This is a genomic window from Profundibacter sp., assembly GCF_056498605.1.
Window position 1 is genome coordinate 15,621 of sequence record NZ_JBSMEZ010000156.1, and the last position, 23,727, is coordinate 39,347.

Consider the following 23,727-nt stretch of genomic DNA (forward strand, 5'->3'; position numbering starts at 1 on the left):
GGCAAGAAGAAATTAAGGGCGGATGTAGTGCAGCGTGTCGAAGGTGCTGCGCCATTCGGAAACTTCGGTGGCGAGCGCTTCTGGATCATTGCGGCGCAGGGTGTTTGCGATCAGGGCCGCCATGCGGGGGGCGTCAGATTCCTGAATGCCCCAGCGCACCAATTCAGGGGTGCCGATGCGCAGCCCGTTCATGTCGCCTGCAACGGGGGCAATTGGCAGGCCAATACCGCAAGCAAGGAAGCCCGCGCGGCGCAGGGTTTTGGAGGCGGTTTGACCACCGCCAAAATCAGCCGCGACAATGGCGAACTGGTGCGAGGTGGTGAAGCCTTGGTCAGCAGCAAAGACTGGCAGGCCCTCGGCGGCAAGTGCTGTGGCCAGTGCGCGGGACAGCGAGACCATTTTGGCGGCGTAATCGGCGCCATAATCGCGCCAGTCCAGCATAGTCAGGGCAAGGGCGGCGGATTTGGCGGCGTCAAAGTTGGCGGTCATGCCGGGATATGCGATTGCGTCAAGGCGCTGGGCGATTTCGGCGTCATTGGTGACGATCAGGCCGGAGGGCGGACCGCCAAGGCTTTTGTAGGTGCTCATCGTCATCAGATGTGCGCCCTGATCCAGCGGGTTGTCCCATGCGCCGCCCGCGATAATGCCGCATTGGTGGGCGGCATCGAACAGCAGGTGTGCGCCGACCTGATCGGCGATTTCGCGGATTTCGGCGACGGGATGGGGGAACAGGTTTAAGGAACCACCAATGGTGATTAGCTTTGGTTTCACCTCATGGGCCAGTTTGCGCAGGGCCTCAACATCGATGGTGTAGCCATCAGCGTTTACCGGTGCGTCGTGACTGATCAGCCCATATAGGCCAGCGCATCCATCGCCGTGGTGGGTGACATGGCCACCGATGCTGGCTGGCGGCGTGATGATGTGATCACCGGCTTTGGTCAGCGCCATGAAGCCATAGAGATTGGCAATCGCACCGGATGGCACACGGATTTCGGCGTATTTGGCGTTAAAGATTTCGGCGGCCAGCTCGGCGGCGATCACCTCGATTTCGCCCACCGCCTCGAGCCCCATTTCGTATTTGTCACCGGGATAGCCCAATGACGGACGTGTGCCGAGGCCGGAGGCGAGCATTGCCTCGGCGCGGGAGTTCATCACGTTGGTGGCAGGATTCAGATTGAAACAATCCCGTTCATGGATTTGCCGGTTTTCACCGATTAGGTTGTTCAAATGCGCCTCGGTGTCGTCGCTGGTGGCGGCAGCAGTTTGACTGGCGACATCCTGAATATAGCTTTCAACGGCGGCGGGCACCCATGGGCGTGAATTGAGGTGGGTCATCAATAGCTCCTGTCTGGTTGGTGTGAGATAAACAGCTGTGGGGGCTTGGCACAAATGAGTTTTTGTGCATTCTAGGGGTAGTAAAACTAAGGCTATATCCATGTCCGTTTCCCCGCCCCGCCCCAAAGGCCCACCCCTGACTGCTTTGCGTACGTTCGAGGCGGCCGCACGTTTGGGCGGTTTTGCGCGGGCGGCTGAGGAGCTGGGAGTGACAGCAGGGGCGGTGACCCAGCAGGTCAAAGGGCTGGAAGACTGGATCGGGGCCGAATTGTTCGAGCGCCAAGCGCAGGGGGTGAAATTATCGGCGTTGGGAGCAAAGGTCGCGGCGGATTTCACGGCGGCATTTGACGATCTGGGCCGTGCGGTTCAGACCTTGCGCACGGCGGCGGCCAGCAAGGTGGTGCATATAGCAACCCTGCCCAGCATCGCGCAACTGTGGCTGTCGCCGCGCATGCCGATGATCCGGCGCGCACTGCCCGATGTGACCGTTTCGATCACCGCGATGGAGACTGCGCCAAACCTGCTGCGCGATACCTTTGATGTGGGGATTTTCTATAGTGATGCACCGGCAAGCCCCATAGTGATGCCGATCGAGCCGGATGAGATTTTCCCTGTCTGTGCGCCGGAACTGGCGGCGGGTTTGCATAGGCTCGGTGATCTGGCCAATGTGCCGCTGATTGGTGACAGCACATGGTCGCAGGATTGGGATATCTGGCTGGGTCAGACGGGGGCAGGCGTGCAGGGAGCGACCTATTCGCTGTATTCGCTGGCCGTGGCAGAAGCGGTGCAGGGCGCGGGCGTTCTGATTGGGCACAGGGCACTGGTGGCGACGCATTTGCAGGCGGGTAGTCTGGTTGAACCTTTTGGCAAACGGGTGGCTCTGGACCGGTCGCTGGCATTGCTGTTGCCACAGCCGTTGCAAGGCGGCGGGATAGTGGTGCGGATATGCCGGATGCTGGCCCAAGGGTAGGGAATAACAGACTTTGCGAGGGGCGAGGCTGTGCTAGGATGCGGTATGGGTAGATTAATGATGACCAGTGTAATTGTGGCACTATGGCTGGGTTTGCCTGCGTTTGCGGCAGGGGACATTCCGTTGTTAAAAGATAACCCGTCATCCGAGCATTATACGCTGGTACGGGTGAATGATTACTGGTCGCCTGCCGGTATCACCTATAGCCCCGCTGGAAATTTCTTTGTGCTGGACAGTTTGCAAATCAGCAAATTTGACGCCCTTGGCAACAAGGTGTTTTCGCTAAAACACAGTGAAGGAATAAGGTTACTGCCGTTTTCTTATTATATCGCAACGCCCAAAGGCCTGTATGATCTGTCAAAACCCCAACCAAAGCTGGAGCGGTTTGTGCAGGTTGTGAATGGCGACAAGACCCGCACGTTAACGGTGGAATCGTTTCACGAAATCTATGCGCAGGCCTATACAGATGCGGACATTGTGGTTTACGACGAGCCGAATTTTGAGGACGGCATCGACAAATACCGCGCTTATATGTGGATCACAGGCGACTGGGTTCTGTTTTATCTGTCGGACAGGGCGATCACGCTGGATTTCGACTACGATATGGGGGTAACCGTTGCGGAATATCCTGCCAAATTCAACCGTACCGTGTTGTTAAAAGATGTGCAGACCAAGACGTATTCCGCAAGTAACAGCGATTTGGCCGGGGATAATCCGCGGCTGATGGCATTGCTGCCCGAACGCAAGATGCGCTATCCGGCGCGTGGCAGGCTAAAGATGCTGCGGTTTCGCAAAGAACGGGTGGACGAGACGTATCGCGGGGTCCCCGTGGTTTTCTCGGGTATGACCGACCACCGGCTGCGCATTGGCGACGAGGATTTGTTTTTCCGCGAAATTGCAGTGAAAGCGCTGCGGCAAAAGCTGCAAACGCAACTGCATTGGTATGTGGTGCCTGCGCCCTATCAGGGCAAGACGCAGGTTGGTTTTCTGGAATTTATGCCGATCTCAAATATGTCCAGCGAGGGTAGCGGCGGAGTTTATGCACTGCGCCGCAAATAGCGGTCAGGAGAACGCCGCCTCAAGCGCGATTTCCACCATGTCGCCAAAGGTTTTCTCGCGCTGGTCCGAGGGCAGGGCCTCGTGCGTGATCAAGTGGTCCGACACCGTTAGGATTGCTAAGGCACGGCGAGAGTGGCGGGCGGCGAGATTATAGAGTTCGGCGGCCTCCATCTCGACCCCCAAGATGCCGTGGCGCATCATTTGGTCGGTCAGATCGGGGCGTTCGTCATAGAACACATCGGACGAATAGATGCCGCCAACATGGGTGGCGACATCGCGGCTGCGCGAGGCAGTAACGGCGGCTTCCAGCAGGGAATAATCGGCGCATGGGGCAAAGTTCAGTTCCTTGAAGATGCCGCTTGAGGGGGTCGACAGGGTCGTGGCGGTCATGGCGATGATCACGTCGCGCACCTTCACGTTTTCCTGCATCGCACCGCATGATCCGATGCGGATCAGGGTTTGCGCGTTATATTCGGTGATCAGTTCATTGGCATAAATCGACAGGCTGGGCATGCCCATGCCGGACCCCTGAATGGTAACACGGTTGCCGTTCCATGTGCCGGTGAACCCCAACATGCCGCGGACCTCGTTGATGCATTTGGCATCTTTCAGGAAGGTTTCGGCGGCCCATTTGGCGCGGTAAGGATCACCCGGCATCAGAACTGTTTGGGCAATGTCTTCGGGTTTCGCGCCAATGTGGATGGTCATGGGGTGGGCCTTTCGGTTTACGTTTTGTGGCAGACTACCGTGCGGTCTCGGTGGGGGGAAGGGGCGTTTAGGTAAGCCGCCCAACGGGGATGATTTCGGTCGTATCATTCGTCCAGCCCTGTCCGTGCCAGTCGCCATACCAATGGTCAACGGATAGCCCCGCCTGTTTGATCCATTGGCCAAGGTCGCTTTTGCTAGTGAACCGTATACGGGATGTTGCTTCAAGTTTTCGTTCAGCGGTTTTATAGCGGGTGTGATAGGTAGTGATACAGGTTGTTGCGTCGTATTCGGCCTCGGTCGTTGCCTCTGTTTCACCATAGGCGGGGTGTGCAAAGCTTCGTTTGGTGTTTTGGTTTGTCCAGCTTTCCCATGCACGGCGTTCTGGATTTCGGCTATCAAAAACAAAGCGACCTGTCGGGGAAAGATGCGCGGCGATGGTTCTGAGGGCGGCAAGCTGTGCATCTGGTGTCAGGAACACCTGAAAGCTGTGGCCAGTGAGCAGAACAAGGTCGAATTTACGCCCGAGTCGCAGGGTGGTCGCATCGCCCATAACCCAAGTTACCTTGTTGCTGCCTTTCCTTGTGCGCGCGATGTCCAGCATGGCGATGGCAGGATCAACGGCTGTTACCTGTTTGGTTCTGGCAAGATAAGTCGCCAGCTTGCCCGTGCCACACCCCAGATCAAGGACGCTTTTGGCATTTTGGGCAAGGTCGACACAGAAATCGTAATCAGCGGCCCAGCCGTTTTCCAGATCGTAAAAACTGGCCAACTCGCTATCCTGATAGAGTTCGTCTTGAGTTGAAGTGTTCATATGCGACAGTAACGCGGGCCGCCTTATAAAACAACAAACCCCCGAAGCTGGGCTACGGGGGTCTATATCGGCAACCCGAAGGTCACCTATTCGCATGTCGCCGAGGGGATGATTTACATCATACCTTCGCGCTGCTCTTTCTTACGAGCCAGCTTGCGAGAACGCCGGATTGCTTCTGCTTTCTGACGCGCCTTTTTCTCGGACGGCTTTTCGTAGGCCTGACGAAGCTTCATTTCACGAAATACACCTTCGCGTTGCAGCTTCTTCTTCAGGGCACGAAGCGCCTGATCGACATTGTTATCACGAACACTTACCTGCATGTGGTTACACCACCTTCCTAGGTTAGATTTGCAAAAAGTTGCAGGAACTGGCCCTATAGCAAGGCAAAGCTGCCCTGTCCACTACGGAGATTCGAAATATGACCCAGACACAGCCCCCTAAGGACGCCCTGCTTGATGCGATCCTGCCGCATGTGACCTTTGATGGCTGGAGTGATGCCAGTTTCCAGATGGCGGTAGCGGACGTGGGGATTGATCCGGTGGTAGCGCACGCCGTATGCCCGCGCGGGGCGGTCGATTTGGCGGTGGCGTTTCATCAGCGGGGGGATGCCTTGATGCTGGAGCGGTTTGCCGCGGCGGACCTATCCGAGATGCGATACCGTGACAAGATTTCAGCGTTGGTGCGAATGCGGATCGAGGTGGTCGAGGACCGTGAAGTGGTGCGAAAAGCATCGGCGCTGTTTGCCTTGCCAAAATATGCGGCGGACGGGGCCAAGCTGATTTGGGAGACGTGCGATGCGATCTGGAACGCGCTGGGCGACACATCGGATGATATCAACTGGTATACGAAAAGGGCTACGTTATCAGGTGTTTATGGGTCATGCGTATTGTTCTGGTTGGGGGACGAAAGTGATGGCAATGCCGATACGTGGGAGTTTCTGGAGCGCCGGATCGAGAACGTGATGCAGATTGAAAAGATCAAGGCAGACGTGCGCGGCAACCCGTTGCTGAAGGGGTTGTTAGTGGGGCCATTGTGGGCGATGGGGCATGTGAAAGCGCCGAAATCCGCGCCGATGCAGGATGTTCCGGGGCGTTGGGACAGCCAAGGAGAGACACCAAAATGAGCGTGCCAAAGGTAATGCGGGCCGTGGAAATTACGAAAGCTGGCGGGCCGGAGGTGTTGCAGATTTGCAGCCGCGATGTGCCTGTGCCAGCTTATGGTGAAATCCTGATCCGGCTGGAATATGCGGGGGTAAATCGCCCTGATGCATTGCAACGCGCTGGCGCTTATGCGCCGCCCCCGACCGCCAGTGATTTACCGGGGCTTGAGGGCGCGGGCGAGGTTGTGGCGCTGGGTGCGGGCGTTACTGAATGGGTCGTAGGCGATTCGGTTTGTGCGCTGTTGCCGGGTGGTGGTTATGCTGAGTATGTGACCTGCGCTGCAAAACACGCGCTGCCAATTCCAACAGGAATGACAATGAAATCAGCGGCTTGTCTGCCCGAGACATTCTTTACGGTTTGGTCCAACGTGTTCATGCGCGGAGGGCTAAAAGCGGGTGAGCGGTTCTTGGTGCATGGTGGTTCCAGCGGGATCGGCACGACGGCGATCCAATTAGCAAACGCGTTTGGTGCGCGGGTGTTTAGCACAGCCGGTTCGGATGGAAAATGTGAGGTTTGTCAGGCGCTTGGGGCTGAACGCAGTATCAATTACCGTGATGAGGATTTCGTTTCTGTGCTGCGCGAAGCGGGTGGTGCGAACCTGATTTTGGATATGGTCGGCGGCGATTATATCGGGCGCAATATCAAGGCGTTGGCGGACGAGGGGCGGCTGGTGCAGATCGCGTTTTTGACGGGACCAAAGGAGTAATTGAACTATGCCCAGATCATGATGCGACGCCTGACGGTGACTGGCAGCACGTTGCGTCCGCAAAGCGATTTGGCCAAGGCGCGGATTGCCGATCAGTTGCGCGAACAGGTCTGGCCGCAGCTGGACACGGGGCAAATTGCACCAGTGATGGACAGTGAATTTGCGCTGGCGGATGCGGCGGAGGCGCACGAGCGGATCGAGGATGGAGACCACATCGGCAAGATCGTTTTGAAGGTGCGTTAACTTATCAGTTTGGGGCCGGATTTGCAGTATATGAAAACCATATGAATTCCATATGACTCGCATATGAGCTTTTAACGGGGGGGGACGTTAAGGTTTGAACGCGGCTTCCATTTCGCGGCGCAGGTTGGTGGCAGGATCAGAGGCGTCAACGGCCACATCATCCCAGCACAAAACACGGCCTTGTTTTACAGGACGCACCACTTTGATGCCACCCGCCAACCCGATTGGCAGGGCACCAATGCGCTGGCTATCGGCGGCGGGCATCAACCTACCCCAGACGGTGTAGCCACCCTCGCCATCCAGCATATCGCCAACCGCCAGATCACGTTTGGCGCAGGCCACGGCGTCGGCGTTAAAGGCGCGTGATTGGCCTGTTGGTTCGCCGCGCAAGGCGGCGGACAGCACCGAGATGCCGAGCTCCAGACCGATCAGGTGAAACGGTTTATACATGGCCGCGTATTGGCCGGTTTTGTCGGTGGGCAGGCCGTATTGGGCAAAGCAGGCGGCGGCGTAATCGTTCGGGGCTTTTAGCACCACATAGACGCCCCAGCGCAGATCGTTGGGCACGTCAGTTCCATCACGGTTTAGCGACGAGACGACCTCGACCTGACCGGCGGAATCCAGTACGCCGCCATTGTCGCGCGGGATCAGTCGGTTTTGCAGATCAGTGGTCGAGCAAGGTGGAAAGGCGAGGCCATTTGCGGGGGCAGACAGATTGCAAGCGTTGGCAATCGCGGCCATTTCGATGGCGGATTTGGTGCCGTCAAGAAATGAATTGAACATCTGGCTGTTCATCCCCGCCTCGGCCGCCTGATCCGCGGTCAGGCCATAGTGCTGCCAGACATCATCGGGTGTGACGTTGTGGTATTCGGGCAGGTATTTGGTACCTTTGCCCGCTGCGATCACCTCGAATCCGGTGGCCCGCGCCCAATCGACCAATTCGGATGTGAGCGCGGGTTGATCGCCGTAGGCCATGGAATACACCAGTCCTGCCTTGCGGAATTTCGCGGCCATCAGGGGGCCAGCCAACACGTCTGCCTCGACGTTCACCATGATGATGTGTTTGCCGTGTTCTAGCGCCAGTTCGGCGTGGGCCAGGCCTGCAGCGGGGTGACCTGTGGCCTCGATCACAACTTCGACAGACGGGTCTTTGATAAGGGTGGCGGCATCACCCGTGAAACGCGTGGCGTCAATACGGGCATCGTCCCAGCCAACGGTTTTGCAGGCGGTTCGGGCGGCTGGGACGTTTAGATCGGCAATCACCGAAACCTCAAGCCCGTGGGTGGTGGGAATCTGGGCCAGAAACATCGAGCCGAATTTGCCAGCACCGATCAGGCCTGCGCGGACAGGGTGGCCGCAAGCAGCACGGGATTGGAGGAGGGAATAGAGGTTCACACCATGCAGCCTAACGGATCAAAAGCCCCGCGGGAAGGTTGAAATTGCGTTTGTATTGCCCATCTATGGAACGGATGCGCGCATCATGATTGATCTGGAAAGGATAAGATGATGCAAGACAACAAAACAGGCCATTTTGAAGTTCTGGAAGGTTTTCCGGATGATGTGGTTGCGGTTTCGGCCAAGGGCCGGATTGACCATGACGCCTATGCCAACGAGTTGCACCCGATGGTTGATGCATCGGTTGCGGATGATGGAAAGGTCAAGCTGTTCTATGTGATGGGTCCTGAGTTTGACGGGTTTACTGCGGGTGCTGCATGGGAAGACACCAAACTGGGGCTTTCGCACTGGAGCGACTATGAGCGGGTTGCTGTCGTGACTGATGTTGGCTGGGTTGAAATGGGTGTCAAAATGTTTGCCCCCTTGATGCGGGGGCGTGTGCGTTTGTTTGCTTATGATGACTGGGAGCAGGCAAAGGCATGGGTCACGCAGAGTGATGCACAGTCGGTTGCCTAGCGAATTGGATCAAACAGCGCATCCGTCATAGCACAATCGCGCACCACATCGGCCCCACATTCACGTGGTTCAAGGTCTTTGGTCAGGCAAACCCGCGCTTCCTGAATCCGGCCCCGCTTACAAGTGATGGTAATCATATCCGCCGTCATGTCGGGGTTGGATTGCAGGAACGCTTCCTCGATCACCGAGGCGGGGAGTTTTACTGTGTGATCCAGTTTGCGCAACACCGGCGGGCGCACCACAGCATTGTAGGCTTTGCGGGCGGCGGTGAAATATTCCTGCGAGGTCAGGCCGGAGCAGCGCCCGTGTTTTTTCCATTGGTGCCACGCGAGGCCACCGGATGCCATGACATCAACCATCGCCGCCGTTTCGCCCCGCGACGGGGGCTGGGCCGAGGTGTTGCAATAGCTGGGGTAGCCGGTTTCATATTGCGGCCACAGCCCATGTAATATCCAGCCGTAATCGTGACGTGCATCGCACTGGTCAGCACCGCGCGCATCGCCCTCAATGGCGCACCATGTCGGGGACCAGGATAGCGACAACATGTAGTAGTCAAACTCGCCTGCCTGTTCCCCTTCGGCGTGGGCGGCAGGGGCGATCAGGGCGGCCACAAACAGGATTGCCAAAATTGAACGCATTTGCTCTTTCCTCTTTCAGTCAAGCGCAGTATATAGCGTTTAAGTTCCCCTACAATGTGAACCCGCTTCAAAGTGAAGCTGCCCATTCAAGGGTGTAGGGAAGTTATGCTTTAGGAGATTTCAAGATGGCTAAACCGATCATGGCAAAAGCAACCGCCGTTTGGCTGGTGGACAACACAACGCTGACCTTCAAACAGGTCGCCGATTTTTGCGAATTGCACGAATTGGAAGTGCAGGGCATTGCCGATGGCGATGTGGCCGCTGGCGTGAAGGGGTTTGATCCGATCTCGAATAACCAGCTGACCGGTGACGAGATTGAGGCCGCCGAGAAAGATCCCAAGCACAGTCTGAAGCTGAAGTTCTATGCCGCTGCTGTGGGCGAGGAAAAGCGCCGTGGGCCGCGTTATACACCATTGTCAAAACGTCAGGACCGGCCAGCGTCGATCCTGTGGTTGGTCAAGTTTCACCCCGAATTGGCGGATGCGCAGATCAGCAAGCTGGTTGGCACCACTAAGCCGACCATTCAGGCATTGCGTGAGCGCACCCACTGGAACATCAACAATATTCAGCCGATTGATCCTGTAGCGCTGGGTCTGTGCAAGCAGAGCGAACTGGATGCGGCCGTGCAAAAGGCCAACCTGAAGAAGGCCAAAGAGGGTGGTGTGATGTCGGACGACGAGCGCCGCAAGCTGGTGTCGACCGAGCAATCACTGGGAGCGCCGGAAGAACCCAAGATGCCAACAGCAATTGCGGGGCTTGAGACCTTTACGTTGACCGATGATGCGGATGAGCCAGAGGAAAATCTGGTGGATGCTGACAGTCTGTTTAACCTGCCTGACGATAAAGACAAAGATGAGGGCGACGACGCAAAATAAGCGCCAGTCAATCATCGCCGGATTATGCCCCGTGGTTTGCGCTGCGGGGCATTTTATTTAGGGCTGTACGTTCATGGCATTCGCGATCTGGTCCATATCGCTTGCGCTAATCCTGAACAGGCCAAACCGCATCTGGTACCCCCAGTTTTGATTGCCACGGGTGAAATCCAGATGGTCCAGCAAGGGGCGGATTGGTGCCTCATTGGCCGTAAGCCATTCAACATCGCGCCGGAAGGGGTGGAATTTCCCTTCATGCATCGAGGCCTGATATGGCACTTTATCGCGCACGATCCCTATGGCTGTGAAGGATTGTAATCCGTCCGGTTTACGGAGCACCTCACTTGGAGAATAATACACCACGCGGTCCCTAGGATGGAGGCGGAGTAATGGTGCAAGTTTGCCGTGGTTCACCTGCATAAAACCTTGCTCGCGGCCAATATGAACATGGCTGGCCGAGGCGACGGCGATCCAGTTTTCCGACATGTATTCCTCCTGTGCTATGTTTTAAAAACTGTTATTGCATAGCGTCATGTCAGAAAATGGCAGGATCGAATTTATAAACATATGGCTTATTTCAGACACATCCAACTATAGTTTATATACGCGGCCTTTAATGTGTCCTTTGACTGCTCCTATCCGGCACAACGCTTGTCGGCGAGAGGGACAATCAAGGGGACGGAGAATAATGTTAGCTAAAAGAATTGGGTTGCGGGTATCCGCAGCAGCGGTTGTGTGCATTCTGGCTACATCAGCGCAAGCGGGGGATGGTTTTACAAAAGCAGGTGATTATTTGCAAATTGCTTTGCCGGTTGCTGCACTGGTTTGTGCCGCACGCAAGCGTGAATTTGCGCCAGTTACATGGCGGCTCGTTGGCCAAGAAGCCACTGTGCAAGCAAGCAAATACGCCTTGGGAGATGCAGCAATCAACCAGCGACCGAATGGGGGCACGCATGGGTTTCCGTCGGGACATACAGCAGCGGCTTTCTATGGGGCCAGCTATCTTTCGCGTCGGTGTATAAATGCAAAAGGTGGTAAATATCTGGCCTTTGGATTGGCGGCGCTGGTTGGTGCATCACGGATTGATGGTGACAATCACACCGTTGGCCAGGTGGTGGCGGGGGCTCTTGTCGGGGTGGCGTTTGACCGGGTCAAGGTTACGTTTGAAGAAAAGCGCGTGCATGTCGGGGTGCGTTACGAGTTCTAGAAACTTTTGCGCGCCTTCAAGGCGGCGCTTATGGTGCCATCGTCCAGATAATCCAACTCGCCGCCAATCGGCACGCCTTGGGCCAATGTGGTGATGATAACGCCACTACCCTCCAGCTCGTCCGCGATATAATGCGCGGTGGTTTGGCCATCGACTGTGGCGTTCAGCGCCAAAATCACTTCGGTGATGTTTTCGGCAACCACACGGGCGCGCAATTTGGGGATTTGCAAATCGTCGGGGCCGACGGCGTCCAGCGCCGACAGGGTGCCGCCCAACACGTGATAGCGCCCCTTGAACACGCCCGCGCGCTCCATTGCCCACAGATCGGCCACATCCTCGACCACACATAATTCGCCGGTGGCGCGTTTGTCGGCGGCGCAAATCTCGCAGATGTCGGTGGTGCCGACATTGCCGCAGTTCAGACACTCGCGGGCTGATACGGCGACCTCGGACAGAACATCGGCCAGTGGCGTCATCAACAGGGCGCGTTTCTTGATCATATGCAGCACAGCGCGACGGGCCGAGCGCGGGCCAAGGCCGGGCAGTTTGGCCATCAGATCGATCAGGTTTTCAATGTCGCATGTTGCGTTATTCATGGCCTGCACCCGCCTCTTTTTTTTCGTCTAAATATCCCCGCGCGGAGCGCATGGAATCTCTTTTTAACTCTGCCTAAAACGGCAGCTTCATATCGGCAGGCAACCCCAGACCTTCGGTCAGCTTTGACATTTCTTGTTGCGAACGTTCAGCAGCCTTAGCCTGTGCATCCTTGATTGCGGCAAGGATCAGATCCTCAACCACTTCCTTTTCATCCGGATGAAAAATCGACGGATCAATTTCCAGCGCGGTCAACTCGCCCTTGGCTGTGGCGGTCGCCTTGACCAAGCCAGCGCCAGATTCGCCAACCACGGTGATGTTGTCCATTTCTTCTTGCAGCTCGCCCATCTTCTCCTGCATATCCTTGGCCGTTTTCATCATCTTGGCCATGTCGCCCATGCCTTTGAACATCTTGTGTCTCTCCTGTGTTGACGGGTTGGACTATAGATACGGATGCAGGTGCTGTTTAACAAGGCTGTGCAGAAGAGATTTAGGGCCTCCGGCGGGGATATTTGTGGAACAAAAATGAGTAGGCTTAATCGTCCTCGAACGGATCCCACTCATCGTCAACTTCGGGTAAGGCGTCGGCGGCGGCGATGGCTTGAAGCGCTTTGGGAGTGGTGATGCTGGTGATCTTGGCGCCGGGGAAGGTGGTCAACACAGCTTGCACCAGCGGGTGATCACGGGCTTCTTCTTCTAGCGCTATTTGGTCAGCGTCACGAATTTCGGCAAGGGTTTGCGCCCCACCCTCATTGACCAATGTCACGGCCCAGCGTGTGCCGGTCCAGCCCTGCAGCCGTTGGCCAAGGCGTTGGGCCAAATCGCGCGGGGCGTTATCGGTGGGCTGGAATTCAATCCGGCCGGGGCTATAGCAGGCAAGGCGCAGGGTGGTTTCGACCTCGACCAGCAGTTTGACGTCGCGCATGGTGCGGATCAATTCAACCACGTCTTCAAAGCGGGCATACTGTGCCAGCGCGTTTTCGGGGGTGTGGGCCACAGCCAGTGCTGTTGTTCCGCCACCTGTCGGTTGCGACGGGGCCGAGCGCAGCGAGGCCCCCCCGTCTGTCGGCGCAGCCGCAGGCCCTTCTGTTCCGCCGCCGGGTGCGGGGTTTTGCGGTGGTGGTGTGGCATCTTGTAGTTTCTTGACCAATTCGCCCGGCGTTGGCAGGTCGGCCACATGCGTTAGCCGGATCACCGCCATTTCGGCGGCCATCATGGTGTTGGGGGCCATCGCCACCTCTTCCAGCGCCTTGAGCAGCATTTGCCACATCCGCGCCATCACCCGCATCGGAAGGGCGGCTGACATGGCTTGGCCACGGGTGCGCTCTTCCGGTGAAACGGTGGGGTCTTCGGCGGCTTCCGGCGTAATTTTAATCACCGACACCCAGTGGGTGATTTCCGCCAGATCGCGCAGCACGGCCATCGGATCGGCCCCGTCGGCGTATTGGCTGGACAGTTCGGTCAGCGCCCCCGCCGCATCGCCTTTGACGATCATGTCAAACAGGTCCAGCACACGGCCACGGTCCGCAAGCCCCAGCATGGCGCGGACCTGATCGGCGGTGGTTTCACCCGCGCCGTGGCTGATCGACTGATCCAGCAGGGATTGGGCATCACGTGCCGAGCCTTCCGAGGCCCGCGTGATCAACGCCAGCGCATCATCAGAGATTTCGGCATCTTCCGCGTCGGCGGTTTTACGCAGCAAGGCGATCATCACTTCGGGTTCAATCCGGCGCAGATCAAAGCGTTGGCAGCGCGACAGCACCGTCACCGGCACCTTGCGAATTTCGGTGGTGGCAAAGATGAATTTGACGTGTGCGGGGGGTTCCTCTAGCGTTTTCAGCAGCGCGTTAAAGGCGCTGGTGGAGAGCATGTGAACTTCGTCAATGATGTAAATCTTGTAGCGGGCTGAAGCGGCGCGGTAGTGGACAGAATCGATAATCTCGCGGATGTCGCCAACGCCGGTGCGCGAGGCGGCGTCCATTTCCATTACATCGACATGGCGGCCTTCCATGATCGCCACGCAGTGCTCGCATTTGCCGCATGGTTCAGTGGTTGGTTTGCCTTGGCCATCCTCGCCTATGCAGTTCATCCCCTTGGCGATAATCCGCGCGGTGGTGGTTTTGCCGGTGCCGCGGATGCCAGTCATGATAAAGGCTTGCGCGATCCGGTCTGCCTCAAACGCGTTTTTCAGGGTGCGGACCATGGCGTCTTGCCCCACCAGATCGGCAAAGCTTTCGGGCCGGTATTTGCGGGCCAGCACTTGATAGGTGGATTGTGTGGTGTCGCTCATGTGGCCCCTCGGATTCGCATCAGCTGTCAGGTTAAAGCCACAGTTGCCCCGCGTCCAGACGTGCGCTAGCATATAGCTGCCGATAGGGGCGGCATGCTGGTTCGCGCAAAGCTGTTGCAGCACCTCTGATCTGATTTCAAAAGACCATATTTGGTTTTTTCCAGCCCGTTTAGCGAACCGATGGGCATTTTGAGGAGAAAACTATGGACCATTCCCTGGATAAATTGCGCCGCGCGGCTAAAAAGCTGCGTAAATTTTATGAGGTGGGCGAAGCGGCGGCACATCAACGGTTGCGGTTGCATCCGCCCAAGCCCGAGGGAGAAGCGTTGCGGCATGCGGATTACCTGCATGTGATTGCGCAGGAAAACGGGTTTGCCAGCTGGCCGCAGTTGAAGCTGGCAATCGAGGTGTCAGGTATGGATCGTGCGCAAAAGCAGCAGCGGCTAAAGTTTGCGCTGGCGCATGGGCAAAATGCTGTGGTGGTGAAACTGCTGGGTAAGGCGCCGGATCTGGCGGACGGGTTTTTCGGGCTGCAATGTGCGTTATATAATGTGGATGCTGTGCGGCAGGGTTTGGTGGGTGATCCAAAGGCCGCTACGCGCAAATACGGGCCACGCACGCCGATCCTGCATTTGGCGTTCTCGAAATATATTCATGCGGTGCCGGAGCGTGAAGCGGATATGTTGGCAATTGCGCGGATGTTGGTGGCGGCGGGGGCGGATGTGAACGATGGCTATGTCGCCATGCCTGATACGGATGATAGGTTGTCGGCATTATATGGTGCGATTGGACATGCGGATAATATGGTGCTGGGCCAGTGGTTGCTGGATCAGGGTGCTGATCCGAATGACGGGGAATCATTGTATCACGCGTGCGAGTTGGGCCACCGAGAGGGGGTGCGGATGTTGCTGGCGGCGGGGGCGGACCCCAAGGGCACCAATGCGGTGCTTCGGGCGATGGATTTTCACGACATTGAAATGGTGAAAATGCTTCTGGAAGCAGGGGCGGACGCGGATGAATTCAATACCGATCCTATGCGGGTCGAGGAGGTCAACGTGCTGCCCGCCATGCATCAGGCCGCGCGACGGATGTGTCGCGGTGAGATGGCGGATATGTTGCTGAAGGCAGGGGCCGATCCGTCTGCCACGTTGCAAGGGGTATCTGCTTATGCGTTGGCGCGGGCTTATGGCAACGTTGATGTGGCCGAGGCGATTGTGCGGGCGGGCGGTTCGGTAGTGCTGTCCGAGCAAGAGGCGATTTTGACGGTGGCTGCCGAAGGGGATATGCAAGAAGGCGTTTTTGTTGATCCGGCGAAGTTGTCCCCGTTACTGCGCGGGATGGTGCGCGAACTGGTTTCGATGCCGGGCACATTGGGGCATATCAAACGGCTGGTGGCGTTGGGTATGGAGTATGATCGGGGGGATGAGCATGAGGATGTCACCCCTGTGCAGATCGCGGGGTGGGAAGGGTTGCCTGAAATGGTGGCCTATTTCATTACGCTGCGCCCTGACATGTCGCATATCAACGGGCATGGCGGCACGTTGCTGTCGACCATCATACATGGATCGGAAAATTGCCCTGCGCGGGGCAAGCGGGATCATGTTGAATGTGCGCGTCTGGTTCTGGAGCACGGTGTGGCCTTGCCGCGCTGGGCAATTGCTATGGCGGGGGACGAGGCTATGCTGGGGTTGCTGAAGGATTGGGCCGCCGCCCATCCAGGCCAAGTGACGGAGGCGTAATGGACAAGACTTCATTGATTGCCAAACTGGCGCGGATTTATCTGCCCGCATGGCTGGCAGGGTTACTGACGCCAAACCGCGAGCGGTATCGGGGGGCGCGGATTGGGGCCAAAGCGGTGGCGGTCGGACGGCTGGCCAATCACATGCGCGGCGCGGGGCCGATGCCAACGGTGGCAGAGAGCCGCGTGCAAATGGCGAAAATGGCGCGGATTCTGGACCGCAAGGGGCCGGAGTTGGCGCGGGTTGAGGACATTGAGGTGGCGGGGGCCGACGGGTCGATCAAGGCGCGGCTGTTTAGTGACCATATCGGTGGGCCCGCGCGTCCGGCGATGGTGTATTATCATGGAGGCGGATTTGTGCAGGGCGATCTGGATAGCCATCACGAGGTGTGTGCCAAGATAGCCAAATGGTGGGGCGGTGTGGTGATTGCCATTGATTACCGTTTGGCCCCCGAACATCCCTATCCGGCGGGCGTGGATGATAGCGTGGCGGCCTATCTGGATGTGGTCAGGCGGGCGTCTGAGTTGGGGGTTGATGCGATAAACATCGGTGTTGGCGGTGATAGCGCGGGCGGCTGTTTCGCCGCCGTTGTGGCGCAACAAATGCGGGACGCGGGTGGGCCGGTGCCACGGTTTCAGGTGCTGATATACCCCGTTACCGATGGCCATATCAATTCGCCTTCGATCAATGATCTGAAAGATGCCTATATCCTGCCCAAGGCGCGGATGGAGTGGTATCGGGATATGTATGCCGGTGAATTTCGCGATTTCGATGATGCGAAATTCTCGCCGCTGCTGGCCGATGATTTCACCGGATTACCCGACAGTTATATAGTCACCGGCGGGTTTGATCCGTTGGTGGATGATGGCGCGGGTTATGCCGACAAGCTGCAAGCGGCAGGGGTGCGCGTGGTGCACCGGCATTTTGCAGGGCAGGTGCATGCGTTCGTTAATTTGACAAAGGTGGTGCCGGACGGGACAGTCGCGCTGCGCGAGATTGCGGTGTGGTTGCGCGGGATTTGCTGAATTGGGTCGGTAAGGGACGTGATGCGCCTGTAGCGGCCCCTATTCCCATTCCATCTGACTGAACACTTCTTGGGCATTGCGGCCCGCCAATCCTTCGAAATTTACCAGATAGGAAAACGCCGATTGGTCCACTTTGACGGATTCGATAATGTCGCCGCCGTCTTCGATGTAAGCCGCCATTTTGGTGCGGATATTGATCAGGTAGTCATAGGTGTCACGGGTTGCGCCCGCCAGATCAGTGGGGGAGCCGTGGCCGGGCACGATGTGGATTGGGTTTAGGGCGGCCAGCGTCTCGAAGCTTGCGACCCATTCCAGTGTGTTTGATTGTGAGCCGATGCCGAGGATGCGTTCCATATAAACGATATCACCGGTGAACAGGACCGAACGATCCGCCAGCCAAACCGTGCTATCACCCGGGGTGTGGGCAGCACCCTCGTGGTGTAGGTCCAGCGTGACATCGCCCAATGTCAGGGTGTAGTCGCTGGCAAATGTGATGTCGGCATAAGACGGCTCGGTCCCTGCCAGCATATCCTCGCCAATTAGCACGCTCAGACCTGTTAGCTGCAATGATTCACGATCATGGTGATCCGCCACAGCATCGTCCGAGGCAATCACCTGTGCGCCTTGCGCCTGCCAGTATCCGTTGCCCATCCAGCGGTGATCTTGCCCGCCGGTATCAACCACGTATTTCACCGGTTGATCGGTGATGCCCTTGATCACATCGTGCAGTGCCTCGGCCCCTTTGTAACTGCCGCCCGGGTCCATCAGGATTGCACCTGCATCGGTGACAACCAGCCCGAAGGTCGCGTTGTTGCCCAGATTCTCAGGGTTGCGTTGCTCCAGAGGGCCGACGATGGCATAAACGTTTGGCGCAATTGCGACCACGTTCAGAACATCGGCATTTGCAGAGGTGGCGAACAGGGTGGCGGCGACGAGTGTCAGGTATTTCACGGGCGTTTCCTTTGGCTGGTTTCGCCGCAGGGTATCAGCCATATAGATGAATTGGAATACGTCGAATGACATCGGCAGATTTGCGCGCCCGTGCAATGGTCCACGCGCCCTGAATGGTCAGCAGCAACAGCTCGGCGGCGGCTTCGGCCTTGGCGCCGTCCATGCCCAATCGGCATCCGTGTTCAGCCGTTTGTGTGCTCCAACTGGTCAGGATCTGGTCGGCATGGTTGCGAAAGGCGTCATTGTCCGGCCCGTCAAACAGCATTGATGAAATCGGGCAGCTTTGCCAATGGTCGTTCATATCGAACAGCTTGGCCAGCTTGTGACAAAACGTGGTGGCCCCTGTGGCAAAACTGTCGGCATCGGTGAATGCATCGTCGATCACGCCGATCATGCCCTGCGACACCCAGCTGGCGGCGGCCATCGCCAGATCGGATTTACCCGCAGGGAAGTGATGATACAGCGACCCTTTGGGTGTGCGGCTGTCGGTTAGAACCTGCGCCAGTCCGGTGCCGTGATAGCCGTTCTGGCGAAACAGGCGGGCAGCGCTGGTGATCAGGCGGTCGCGGGTTGTGGCGGGTTGGTTTGTCATGGGGGGTATTATACAGGGCTAGACCGATTGGTCCAGTCATGCTACTAGACTGAACGGTCTAGAAGCGGAGAACAGGATGCATGTATCGAAATTGCGCGTAATTCCAGCCACGGCAGAGGTCGAGGGTGTCAAATTTCGCGCGGATCGTGCGCAGTTATCTGGCACGTTGCACCGCCCCGCAGGCACGCCAATTGCGGCGATTGTGCTGCATGGGGCCACGGGTGTGCCGCACCGGTTTTACCGGCATTTCGCGGGTTGGCTGGCGGGGCAGGGATACGCCTGCCTGACTTATGACTACCGCGACTTTGGGGCATCCGCGAGCGGACATTTGAAACGTTCAAAGGCCACGATGGCAGACTGGGGCGTGCTGGATCAGAGTGTGGCCCAACGCACATTAGAGGCCGCAGTGCCGAACGTGCCCCTGTGGGTGATCGGCCATTCCTTAGGCGGGCTGATGGTGCCGTTTCAGCAGGGAGCAAACCGGATTGCGCGCCTGATCACCGTGGCCAGCGGGCCCGTGCATCTGTTTGACCACCCTTGGCCGTATCGCGCGGCTGCGACCGCGTTCTGGTATGGGCCGGGGGCGTGGGGAACCCGCCTGATGGGATACCTGCCCGCCAAGGCGTTGCGCATCGGGGCGGATTTGCCCGCTGGGGTTTACTGGCAATGGCGCCGCTGGTGCACCACGCGCAGTTTTTATCTGGGGGATGTGGGGCGTGGCTTGCCGGTACCCGACTGGAAGGCCTTTACTGGAGCAATGAAAGTGGTGGCGATCGAGGGCGACGATCTGGTGCCACCTGCCGCCGTCTGGCGCGGGATGGAGCATTACCCCGAAGCGTCAAAGCGCCAGTTTACAGTGCGCCCTTCGGATTATGGGCTGAAACAGGTTGGCCATATCGGGGTGTTCGCCCCGCAGAATGCTGTGATCTGGCCCAGCCTGATGGCGCAGGATTAAGGGCCCCTGACCCTAAACCAGTGCCCTCAATGCATTTACCAACTGCCCGATTTCATCCTCGGTGTTGTAATAATGCGGTGCAACCCGCAGCAGCACCGGCAGGTTACGGGCCTCGGCATCCAGCCGTGTGCTGTCGGGATCAGACGCGCCAATATTGATCCCTTGCGCCCGCAACGCGGCCACCGTTTTGCGCGGGTCCAGCCCGTTAATGGTAAAGCTGGCAATCGCGCAGGTCTCGCCGCCCGCGTCGCGCAGCTTGGCCCCCTTGATCGTACCGACCTGTTCCCGAAACAAATCTGCCAACCCCCACGTCCGCTTCTGGATATCCTCAATCCCGATCTCCATCGCATAAGTGGCTGCGGCCCCCAATCCGGTCCGCAAGGCATAGGCGTTTTCCCAGTTCTCGAACCGTCGCGCATCTGGTCGCAGCTCATAGCGGTCGGTTGACACCCACGGGGCGGCAAAATGGTCGATCATCGCGGGCTCGGTTGCTGCAATCAGCGCCTCGCGGATATATAAAAACCCGGTGCCCCGCGGTCCGCGCAAAAACTTGCGCCCCGTGGCGGTCAGAAAGTCACATCCGATTTCCCACACATCCACCGGCATTTGCCCAACCGCCTGACAGGCGTCCAGCAGATATGGCACCCCGTGTTTGCGGGCCAGTTTGCCCACCGCTGCCGCCGGATTGACCAGCCCGCCGTTGGTCGGCACCCATGTGATCGAAATCAGCGCGGCGGGCTGCTCTAGCATCACTGCAAGTGCGGCAACATCCAGCGCACCGGCCGCGTCATTCGGGATCACCTCGATCACCACGCCGTCGCGTTTGGCGCGTTGCAGATAGGCGACGTAATTGGCGGCATATTCGGCCTGACAGGTCAAAATCCGGTCGCCCCGCCGCAACGGCAGTGAATAAAACGCCTGACACCATGCGGCGGTGGCGTTTTCCATCAGAGCAATTTCCTGTGGTTTGGCCCCGATCAGGATTGCGATGCTGTCATAAACCGCGTTCAGCGGTTCGGCCATTTCCTCCGCCGCCTCGTATCCGCCAATGCGGGCCTCAAGTTCAATGTGGTTGATGATCGCGTCGATCACCGGTTGCGGCATCAGGGCGGACCCCGATGCTAACAGGTGATTGACGGTTTTCAGTCCCGGCGTTTCAGCGCGGATTTTGTCGATGTCGATGGTCATGCGGCCTCTCACAATTCATAAACATTTCCAGCATGATGATGTGAGGGGCCATAGGCAATAGCCCGATTGTATCGCACATTGTACTAGCGGTTTTTGCGCCCCTTCGCATCGGCCTGCGCGCGCTTATAGAATTTGCCCAATGCCTTGTCGCGGCCACGGGATTGGGCCAATGTTTCGCTGTTTCGCTGTTTCGCTGTTTCGCTGTTTCGCTGATCTTCGCGCTCCAGTTTCTGCCAGCGGCGCAAACGATCTGGGTCAAGCCTTCCGGCAGCGATTTCGGCCTGAATGGCGCATCCCGGCTCGCGTTCGTGGGCGCAATCGCGAAAACGGCATTGTTCTGCAAGATCTGCGAGCACCGCCTCGATCCCGTCCCCTGCGTCGGCCAACCGCAGTGCCCGCATCCCCGGCGTATCCAGCCTTTTGTGGATCATTCCGGTTTGATCCGCCAGCACCCAATCCCCAACGGTGATTGTGGTGCCATTGCCCAGCTTGACAATAAGGGTTTGGGGGCCGGATAGGGACAAGGCATCAAAGCCATTGCGGTGGACGGCAATGATACGGGCGGGGGTGAGTGTTTCCAGCTCTTCGATTGAAAGCTGCATCATGAAATGGGATGACCATCCAAGGTCGGGTAGGGGATATTGCATCTGTTTTCCTGTCATGGGAACAATAGCCGTTTGCGCACCGCCATATGCTGGTGCAAAACAAAATGTTCAGGCAGGAAGACGGGGGTCAGCCCCGTTACGCCCCTGCCTGGGGAAAACATGTGACAATCATAAAATCCCTCCTGGGTCAGCGGGGTTAGGTTTAGGTGAGAGGCTGAACACGACCCAAACGGATCTCGTTACGGTTGCTCCCTTCCGGGCCTGGCCGAGTTGGCGAGGCGCTCGCCCGCGCCAACCTCTCAGGGTGTATTTAGGGGGTTGGGTCGAGTCTTGCAAGGGGGGTTGAAACAGGGTTGAACCCTTGTCATCATTGTTCCATAAGTATCCCCGTCGGAGGCACGGCGACGCACGTCAGCGCGGCGCAACCTGATTGCTATTAACCAGCCCGCCATTCCCCGCTCGCGATCCCCTCAATCGTCCATGATCCAATCCGGTGGCGGATCAGGCGCAATGTGGGGTGGTTTATGGCAGCGGTCATGCGGCGGACTTGGCGGTTGCGCCCCTCGGTAATGGTGATTTCCAGCCAGCTGTCTGCAACGGTTTTTCGAAACCGCACCGGCGGGGTGCGGGGCCAGAGGTTTTCTGGTTCGTCCATCATCTGCACCTTGGCGGGGCGGGTGATGCCGTCTTTCAGGCGCACACCATCGCGCAGGGATTGCAGGGCGGCATCCTCTGGCACGCCTTCAACCTGCACCCAGTAGGTTTTGGACATCTTGTGTTTCGGGTCACTGATTTTGGCCTGCAATTTGCCGTTATCCGTCAGCACCAACAGCCCTTCGCTGTCTTTGTCGAGACGGCCAGCGGCGTAGACGTTGGGCACATCAATGAACTCGGATAGGGTTTTGCGGGTGCTGCCTGTGCTGCCCGCATCGGTGAACTGCGACAACACGTTAAACGGTTTGTTGAACAGGATTATCATTGGCACTGTCAAAAGAATTCAGCCTCCAGATCGTCGATGACCTGACTGAAGAACGCTGTCAGGCGGGGGGATGGTTGGCGGATCACATAGGCATCGGCCAGCGGGTCGGGTGCGGTGATGGCGCTGCCAGACATTTGTTCCAGCACGGCGTGGCCGCAGAACGGCACGTAGGATTCCGAGTAGCCGCCCTCGTGCACCAGAACCAATTTGCCATCACACAGGGCGTCAGCCGCTGCCATCATCTGCGCCGTCATCTGGCGGAATGTATCGGCAGTGCAGAGCATCCGGCCCAGTGGATCATCAATGGCGGGGTCATAGCCGCAGGCCACGATGATCACGTCGGGTTTGAAGGCGGTCAGGGCGGGCACAACGAGGCGCTCCATCGCCTCAAGATAGGTCGCATGACCGACGCCTGCGGGCAACGGGATGTTCATATTGAAGCCAACACCGGCACCTTCGCCACGATCCGCAGAGGCCCCTGTGTCCAGCGGGTAGTTGCGGTCCTGATGCAGGCTGATGGTCAGCACATCGTCGCGGTCGTAGAATATTGCCTCGGTGCCGTTGCCGTGGTGCACGTCCCAATCGACCACCGCGACCCGTTTGCACAACCCGTCGGCCAATGCGGCCTCGATTGCGATGGGGATGTTGGCGAGTAGGCAAAACCCGTTGGGGAAATCGGGCAGGCAGTGGTGGCCGGGCGGGCGGGACAGGGAATAGGCGTTAGCGTATTCGCCCGTCAGAACCGCATGCAATGCGTCCTTGGCCAGCCCTGCCGATAGCGCTGCAATCTCGTATCCGTCTTGTGCGAATGGCGCACGCAGGCCGATTTCGCCGCCGCCGCTGTCCGACATTTCCTTGAACTGGGTCAGGTAGCTTTGCGGATGCACCCGCGCCAAATCTTCCTCGGTTGCGGCAGGCGCGCTGCGGGCGTTCATTTCGCCAATCAACCCCGTCACGTCCAGCAGGTTCTTTAGCCGCCGTTTGCTCTCGGGTGTTTCAGGCAATCCGCCTGCCACCATTGGCTGCACCAGCCCGCCGGTTGGAAACCGCGCTGCGTAGTTGCCGCCGGTATGCCAGAAACATTTCTCATCCCAGAAAAAAGCCGTGGTCATATGTGTCTCCTGAATGTGTCTGACTGCTCGCTAATCATAGGCTACGTCTTCAAGAAGAATCCAGCCACGTTTATCTT

Annotated in this window: 25 protein-coding genes, 1 other RNA gene and 1 pseudogene; 10 read left to right on the forward strand and 17 right to left on the reverse strand. The window is 57.9% G+C overall.

The window, feature by feature from the left end; all coding sequences use genetic code 11:
- Window positions 1-12: 12 nt before the first annotated feature.
- Window positions 13-1,335, reverse strand: coding sequence for an aminotransferase class I/II-fold pyridoxal phosphate-dependent enzyme (locus tag ACWB12_RS15540; protein WP_479531008.1), 1,323 nt, complete (start codon window positions 1,333-1,335; stop codon window positions 13-15).
- Between the two features lie 100 nt (window positions 1,336-1,435).
- On the opposite strand from ACWB12_RS15540, the gene ACWB12_RS15545 reads away from it, so the two are divergent.
- Together ACWB12_RS15545 and ACWB12_RS15550 are read left to right on the forward strand one after the other, a co-directional pair.
- Complete coding sequence (locus ACWB12_RS15545; RefSeq protein ID WP_479531009.1) at window positions 1,436-2,305, forward strand: LysR substrate-binding domain-containing protein; 870 nt, start codon at window positions 1,436-1,438, stop codon at window positions 2,303-2,305.
- A 57-nt stretch (window positions 2,306-2,362) separates the two neighbouring features.
- Window positions 2,363-3,364, forward strand: coding sequence for a hypothetical protein (locus ACWB12_RS15550; RefSeq protein WP_479531010.1), 1,002 nt, complete (start codon window positions 2,363-2,365; stop codon window positions 3,362-3,364).
- Between the two features lie 3 nt (window positions 3,365-3,367).
- Here the strand turns inward: ACWB12_RS15550 and deoD are convergent, their stop codons facing one another.
- The 3 genes from deoD to rpsU all read right to left on the reverse strand — a co-directional run bounded on the left by deoD (window position 3,368) and on the right by rpsU (window position 5,203).
- Window positions 3,368-4,072: a purine-nucleoside phosphorylase gene (deoD, locus tag ACWB12_RS15555; protein ID WP_479531011.1), complete on the reverse strand. Its 705-nt coding sequence runs from the start codon at window positions 4,070-4,072 to the stop codon at window positions 3,368-3,370.
- A 67-nt stretch (window positions 4,073-4,139) separates the two neighbouring features.
- Window positions 4,140-4,883 carry a class I SAM-dependent methyltransferase gene (locus tag ACWB12_RS15560; RefSeq protein WP_479531012.1) on the reverse strand — a complete coding sequence of 248 codons (744 nt, stop codon included), beginning with the start codon at window positions 4,881-4,883 and terminating at the stop codon, window positions 4,140-4,142.
- A gap of 113 nt (window positions 4,884-4,996) precedes the next feature.
- Window positions 4,997-5,203 carry a 30S ribosomal protein S21 gene (gene rpsU, locus ACWB12_RS15565; protein WP_479531013.1) on the reverse strand — a complete coding sequence of 69 codons (207 nt, stop codon included), beginning with the start codon at window positions 5,201-5,203 and terminating at the stop codon, window positions 4,997-4,999.
- A gap of 98 nt (window positions 5,204-5,301) precedes the next feature.
- Between rpsU and ACWB12_RS15570 the strand changes: the two genes are divergently transcribed.
- Together ACWB12_RS15570 and ACWB12_RS15575 are read left to right on the forward strand one after the other, a co-directional pair.
- Window positions 5,302-6,006 carry a COQ9 family protein gene (locus ACWB12_RS15570; protein ID WP_479531014.1) on the forward strand — a complete coding sequence of 235 codons (705 nt, stop codon included), beginning with the start codon at window positions 5,302-5,304 and terminating at the stop codon, window positions 6,004-6,006.
- A 2-nt stretch (window positions 6,007-6,008) separates the two neighbouring features.
- A pseudogene (locus ACWB12_RS15575) lies at window positions 6,009-6,992 on the forward strand (NAD(P)H-quinone oxidoreductase).
- A gap of 87 nt (window positions 6,993-7,079) precedes the next feature.
- Here the strand turns inward: ACWB12_RS15575 and ACWB12_RS15580 are convergent.
- On the reverse strand, window positions 7,080-8,387 hold the full coding sequence (locus ACWB12_RS15580; protein ID WP_479531015.1) for an NAD(P)H-dependent oxidoreductase: 1,308 nt from the start codon (window positions 8,385-8,387) through the stop codon (window positions 7,080-7,082).
- A gap of 111 nt (window positions 8,388-8,498) precedes the next feature.
- On the opposite strand from ACWB12_RS15580, the gene ACWB12_RS15585 reads away from it, so the two are divergent.
- Window positions 8,499-8,903 carry a SpoIIAA family protein gene (locus ACWB12_RS15585; RefSeq protein ID WP_479531016.1) on the forward strand — a complete coding sequence of 135 codons (405 nt, stop codon included), beginning with the start codon at window positions 8,499-8,501 and terminating at the stop codon, window positions 8,901-8,903.
- Here ACWB12_RS15585 and ACWB12_RS15590 read toward each other — a convergent pair.
- Window positions 8,900-9,541: a ribonuclease T2 family protein gene (locus ACWB12_RS15590; RefSeq protein ID WP_479531017.1), complete on the reverse strand. Its 642-nt coding sequence runs from the start codon at window positions 9,539-9,541 to the stop codon at window positions 8,900-8,902. The genes ACWB12_RS15585 and ACWB12_RS15590 overlap by 4 nt on opposite strands.
- 125 nt (window positions 9,542-9,666) lie before the next feature.
- Between ACWB12_RS15590 and ACWB12_RS15595 the strand changes: the two genes are divergently transcribed.
- Window positions 9,667-10,416 (forward strand): DUF1013 domain-containing protein, encoded by a 750-nt coding sequence (locus tag ACWB12_RS15595; protein ID WP_479531018.1) that lies wholly within the window; start codon window positions 9,667-9,669, stop codon window positions 10,414-10,416.
- 57 nt (window positions 10,417-10,473) lie between these two features.
- Here the strand turns inward: ACWB12_RS15595 and ACWB12_RS15600 are convergent, their stop codons facing one another.
- Window positions 10,474-10,899 (reverse strand): EVE domain-containing protein, encoded by a 426-nt coding sequence (locus ACWB12_RS15600; RefSeq protein ID WP_479531019.1) that lies wholly within the window; start codon window positions 10,897-10,899, stop codon window positions 10,474-10,476.
- A gap of 202 nt (window positions 10,900-11,101) precedes the next feature.
- On the opposite strand from ACWB12_RS15600, the gene ACWB12_RS15605 reads away from it, so the two are divergent.
- Window positions 11,102-11,620: a phosphatase PAP2 family protein gene (locus ACWB12_RS15605; RefSeq protein ID WP_479531020.1), complete on the forward strand. Its 519-nt coding sequence runs from the start codon at window positions 11,102-11,104 to the stop codon at window positions 11,618-11,620.
- Here the strand turns inward: ACWB12_RS15605 and recR are convergent.
- From recR to ACWB12_RS15620, 3 genes are all read right to left on the reverse strand, one after another.
- On the reverse strand, window positions 11,617-12,216 hold the full coding sequence (recR, locus tag ACWB12_RS15610; protein ID WP_479531021.1) for a recombination mediator RecR: 600 nt from the start codon (window positions 12,214-12,216) through the stop codon (window positions 11,617-11,619). The genes ACWB12_RS15605 and recR overlap by 4 nt on opposite strands.
- Before the next feature lie 73 nt (window positions 12,217-12,289).
- On the reverse strand, window positions 12,290-12,625 hold the full coding sequence (locus tag ACWB12_RS15615) for a YbaB/EbfC family nucleoid-associated protein (protein WP_479531022.1): 336 nt from the start codon (window positions 12,623-12,625) through the stop codon (window positions 12,290-12,292).
- A gap of 124 nt (window positions 12,626-12,749) precedes the next feature.
- Window positions 12,750-14,504, reverse strand: a complete 1,755-nt coding sequence (locus ACWB12_RS15620; RefSeq protein ID WP_479531023.1) for a DNA polymerase III subunit gamma/tau — start codon at window positions 14,502-14,504, stop codon at window positions 12,750-12,752.
- Between the two features lie 203 nt (window positions 14,505-14,707).
- Between ACWB12_RS15620 and ACWB12_RS15625 the strand changes: the two genes are divergently transcribed.
- Window positions 14,708-16,243, forward strand: a complete 1,536-nt coding sequence (locus tag ACWB12_RS15625; RefSeq protein WP_479531024.1) for an ankyrin repeat domain-containing protein — start codon at window positions 14,708-14,710, stop codon at window positions 16,241-16,243.
- Window positions 16,243-17,268 (forward strand): alpha/beta hydrolase, encoded by a 1,026-nt coding sequence (locus ACWB12_RS15630; protein WP_479531025.1) that lies wholly within the window; start codon window positions 16,243-16,245, stop codon window positions 17,266-17,268. The genes ACWB12_RS15625 and ACWB12_RS15630 overlap by 1 nt, the downstream gene beginning before the upstream one ends.
- A gap of 39 nt (window positions 17,269-17,307) precedes the next feature.
- Here ACWB12_RS15630 and ACWB12_RS15635 read toward each other — a convergent pair whose 3' ends face one another.
- Entirely contained in the window at window positions 17,308-18,219 is a 912-nt protein-coding gene (locus tag ACWB12_RS15635; protein WP_479531026.1) for an MBL fold metallo-hydrolase, read from the reverse strand.
- 34 nt (window positions 18,220-18,253) lie between these two features.
- Window positions 18,254-18,811: a TetR/AcrR family transcriptional regulator gene (locus tag ACWB12_RS15640; protein ID WP_479531027.1), complete on the reverse strand. Its 558-nt coding sequence runs from the start codon at window positions 18,809-18,811 to the stop codon at window positions 18,254-18,256.
- A gap of 76 nt (window positions 18,812-18,887) precedes the next feature.
- On the opposite strand from ACWB12_RS15640, the gene ACWB12_RS15645 reads away from it, so the two are divergent.
- Window positions 18,888-19,766 (forward strand): alpha/beta hydrolase family protein, encoded by an 879-nt coding sequence (locus ACWB12_RS15645; RefSeq protein WP_479531028.1) that lies wholly within the window; start codon window positions 18,888-18,890, stop codon window positions 19,764-19,766.
- Window positions 19,767-19,778: 12 nt separating this feature from the next.
- Here ACWB12_RS15645 and ACWB12_RS15650 read toward each other — a convergent pair whose 3' ends face one another.
- The 5 genes from ACWB12_RS15650 to ACWB12_RS15670 form a co-directional block, all read right to left on the reverse strand.
- On the reverse strand, window positions 19,779-20,954 hold the full coding sequence (locus ACWB12_RS15650; RefSeq protein ID WP_479531029.1) for an aminotransferase class V-fold PLP-dependent enzyme: 1,176 nt from the start codon (window positions 20,952-20,954) through the stop codon (window positions 19,779-19,781).
- Window positions 20,955-21,037: 83 nt separating this feature from the next.
- Entirely contained in the window at window positions 21,038-21,601 is a 564-nt protein-coding gene (locus tag ACWB12_RS15655) for a hypothetical protein (RefSeq protein WP_479531030.1), read from the reverse strand.
- Between the two features lie 162 nt (window positions 21,602-21,763).
- Window positions 21,764-21,861, reverse strand: an RNA gene (gene ffs, locus ACWB12_RS15660) — signal recognition particle sRNA small type.
- A gap of 134 nt (window positions 21,862-21,995) precedes the next feature.
- Entirely contained in the window at window positions 21,996-22,538 is a 543-nt protein-coding gene (locus ACWB12_RS15665) for a pseudouridine synthase (protein WP_479531031.1), read from the reverse strand.
- Between the two features lie 8 nt (window positions 22,539-22,546).
- On the reverse strand, window positions 22,547-23,650 hold the full coding sequence (locus ACWB12_RS15670; RefSeq protein ID WP_479531032.1) for a class II histone deacetylase: 1,104 nt from the start codon (window positions 23,648-23,650) through the stop codon (window positions 22,547-22,549).
- Window positions 23,651-23,727: the final 77 nt, after the last annotated feature.

What these genes read in the sequence shown, in the direction of transcription:
- ACWB12_RS15620 (WP_479531023.1), bottom strand. Translation starts at nt 14,504, where the DNA reads ATGAGCGACACCACACAATCCACCTATCAAGTGCTGGCCCGCAAATAC.
- ACWB12_RS15550 (WP_479531010.1), top strand. Translation starts at nt 2,363, where the DNA reads ATGATGACCAGTGTAATTGTGGCACTATGGCTGGGTTTGCCTGCGTTT.
- ACWB12_RS15585 (WP_479531016.1), top strand. Translation starts at nt 8,499, where the DNA reads ATGCAAGACAACAAAACAGGCCATTTTGAAGTTCTGGAAGGTTTTCCG.
- rpsU (WP_479531013.1), bottom strand. Translation starts at nt 5,203, where the DNA reads ATGCAGGTAAGTGTTCGTGATAACAATGTCGATCAGGCGCTTCGTGCC.
- deoD (WP_479531011.1), bottom strand. Translation starts at nt 4,072, where the DNA reads ATGACCATCCACATTGGCGCGAAACCCGAAGACATTGCCCAAACAGTT.
- ACWB12_RS15665 (WP_479531031.1), bottom strand. Translation starts at nt 22,538, where the DNA reads ATGATAATCCTGTTCAACAAACCGTTTAACGTGTTGTCGCAGTTCACC.
- ACWB12_RS15640 (WP_479531027.1), bottom strand. Translation starts at nt 18,811, where the DNA reads ATGACAAACCAACCCGCCACAACCCGCGACCGCCTGATCACCAGCGCT.
- ACWB12_RS15645 (WP_479531028.1), top strand. Translation starts at nt 18,888, where the DNA reads ATGCATGTATCGAAATTGCGCGTAATTCCAGCCACGGCAGAGGTCGAG.
- ACWB12_RS15655 (WP_479531030.1), bottom strand. Translation starts at nt 21,601, where the DNA reads ATGCAATATCCCCTACCCGACCTTGGATGGTCATCCCATTTCATGATG.
- ACWB12_RS15540 (WP_479531008.1), bottom strand. Translation starts at nt 1,335, where the DNA reads ATGACCCACCTCAATTCACGCCCATGGGTGCCCGCCGCCGTTGAAAGC.
- ACWB12_RS15625 (WP_479531024.1), top strand. Translation starts at nt 14,708, where the DNA reads ATGGACCATTCCCTGGATAAATTGCGCCGCGCGGCTAAAAAGCTGCGT.
- ACWB12_RS15560 (WP_479531012.1), bottom strand. Translation starts at nt 4,883, where the DNA reads ATGAACACTTCAACTCAAGACGAACTCTATCAGGATAGCGAGTTGGCC.
- ACWB12_RS15590 (WP_479531017.1), bottom strand. Translation starts at nt 9,541, where the DNA reads ATGCGTTCAATTTTGGCAATCCTGTTTGTGGCCGCCCTGATCGCCCCT.
- ACWB12_RS15650 (WP_479531029.1), bottom strand. Translation starts at nt 20,954, where the DNA reads ATGACCATCGACATCGACAAAATCCGCGCTGAAACGCCGGGACTGAAA.
- recR (WP_479531021.1), bottom strand. Translation starts at nt 12,216, where the DNA reads ATGAATAACGCAACATGCGACATTGAAAACCTGATCGATCTGATGGCC.
- ACWB12_RS15605 (WP_479531020.1), top strand. Translation starts at nt 11,102, where the DNA reads ATGTTAGCTAAAAGAATTGGGTTGCGGGTATCCGCAGCAGCGGTTGTG.
- ACWB12_RS15545 (WP_479531009.1), top strand. Translation starts at nt 1,436, where the DNA reads ATGTCCGTTTCCCCGCCCCGCCCCAAAGGCCCACCCCTGACTGCTTTG.
- ACWB12_RS15615 (WP_479531022.1), bottom strand. Translation starts at nt 12,625, where the DNA reads ATGTTCAAAGGCATGGGCGACATGGCCAAGATGATGAAAACGGCCAAG.
- ACWB12_RS15570 (WP_479531014.1), top strand. Translation starts at nt 5,302, where the DNA reads ATGACCCAGACACAGCCCCCTAAGGACGCCCTGCTTGATGCGATCCTG.
- ACWB12_RS15630 (WP_479531025.1), top strand. Translation starts at nt 16,243, where the DNA reads ATGGACAAGACTTCATTGATTGCCAAACTGGCGCGGATTTATCTGCCC.
- ACWB12_RS15595 (WP_479531018.1), top strand. Translation starts at nt 9,667, where the DNA reads ATGGCTAAACCGATCATGGCAAAAGCAACCGCCGTTTGGCTGGTGGAC.
- ACWB12_RS15600 (WP_479531019.1), bottom strand. Translation starts at nt 10,899, where the DNA reads ATGTCGGAAAACTGGATCGCCGTCGCCTCGGCCAGCCATGTTCATATT.
- ACWB12_RS15670 (WP_479531032.1), bottom strand. Translation starts at nt 23,650, where the DNA reads ATGACCACGGCTTTTTTCTGGGATGAGAAATGTTTCTGGCATACCGGC.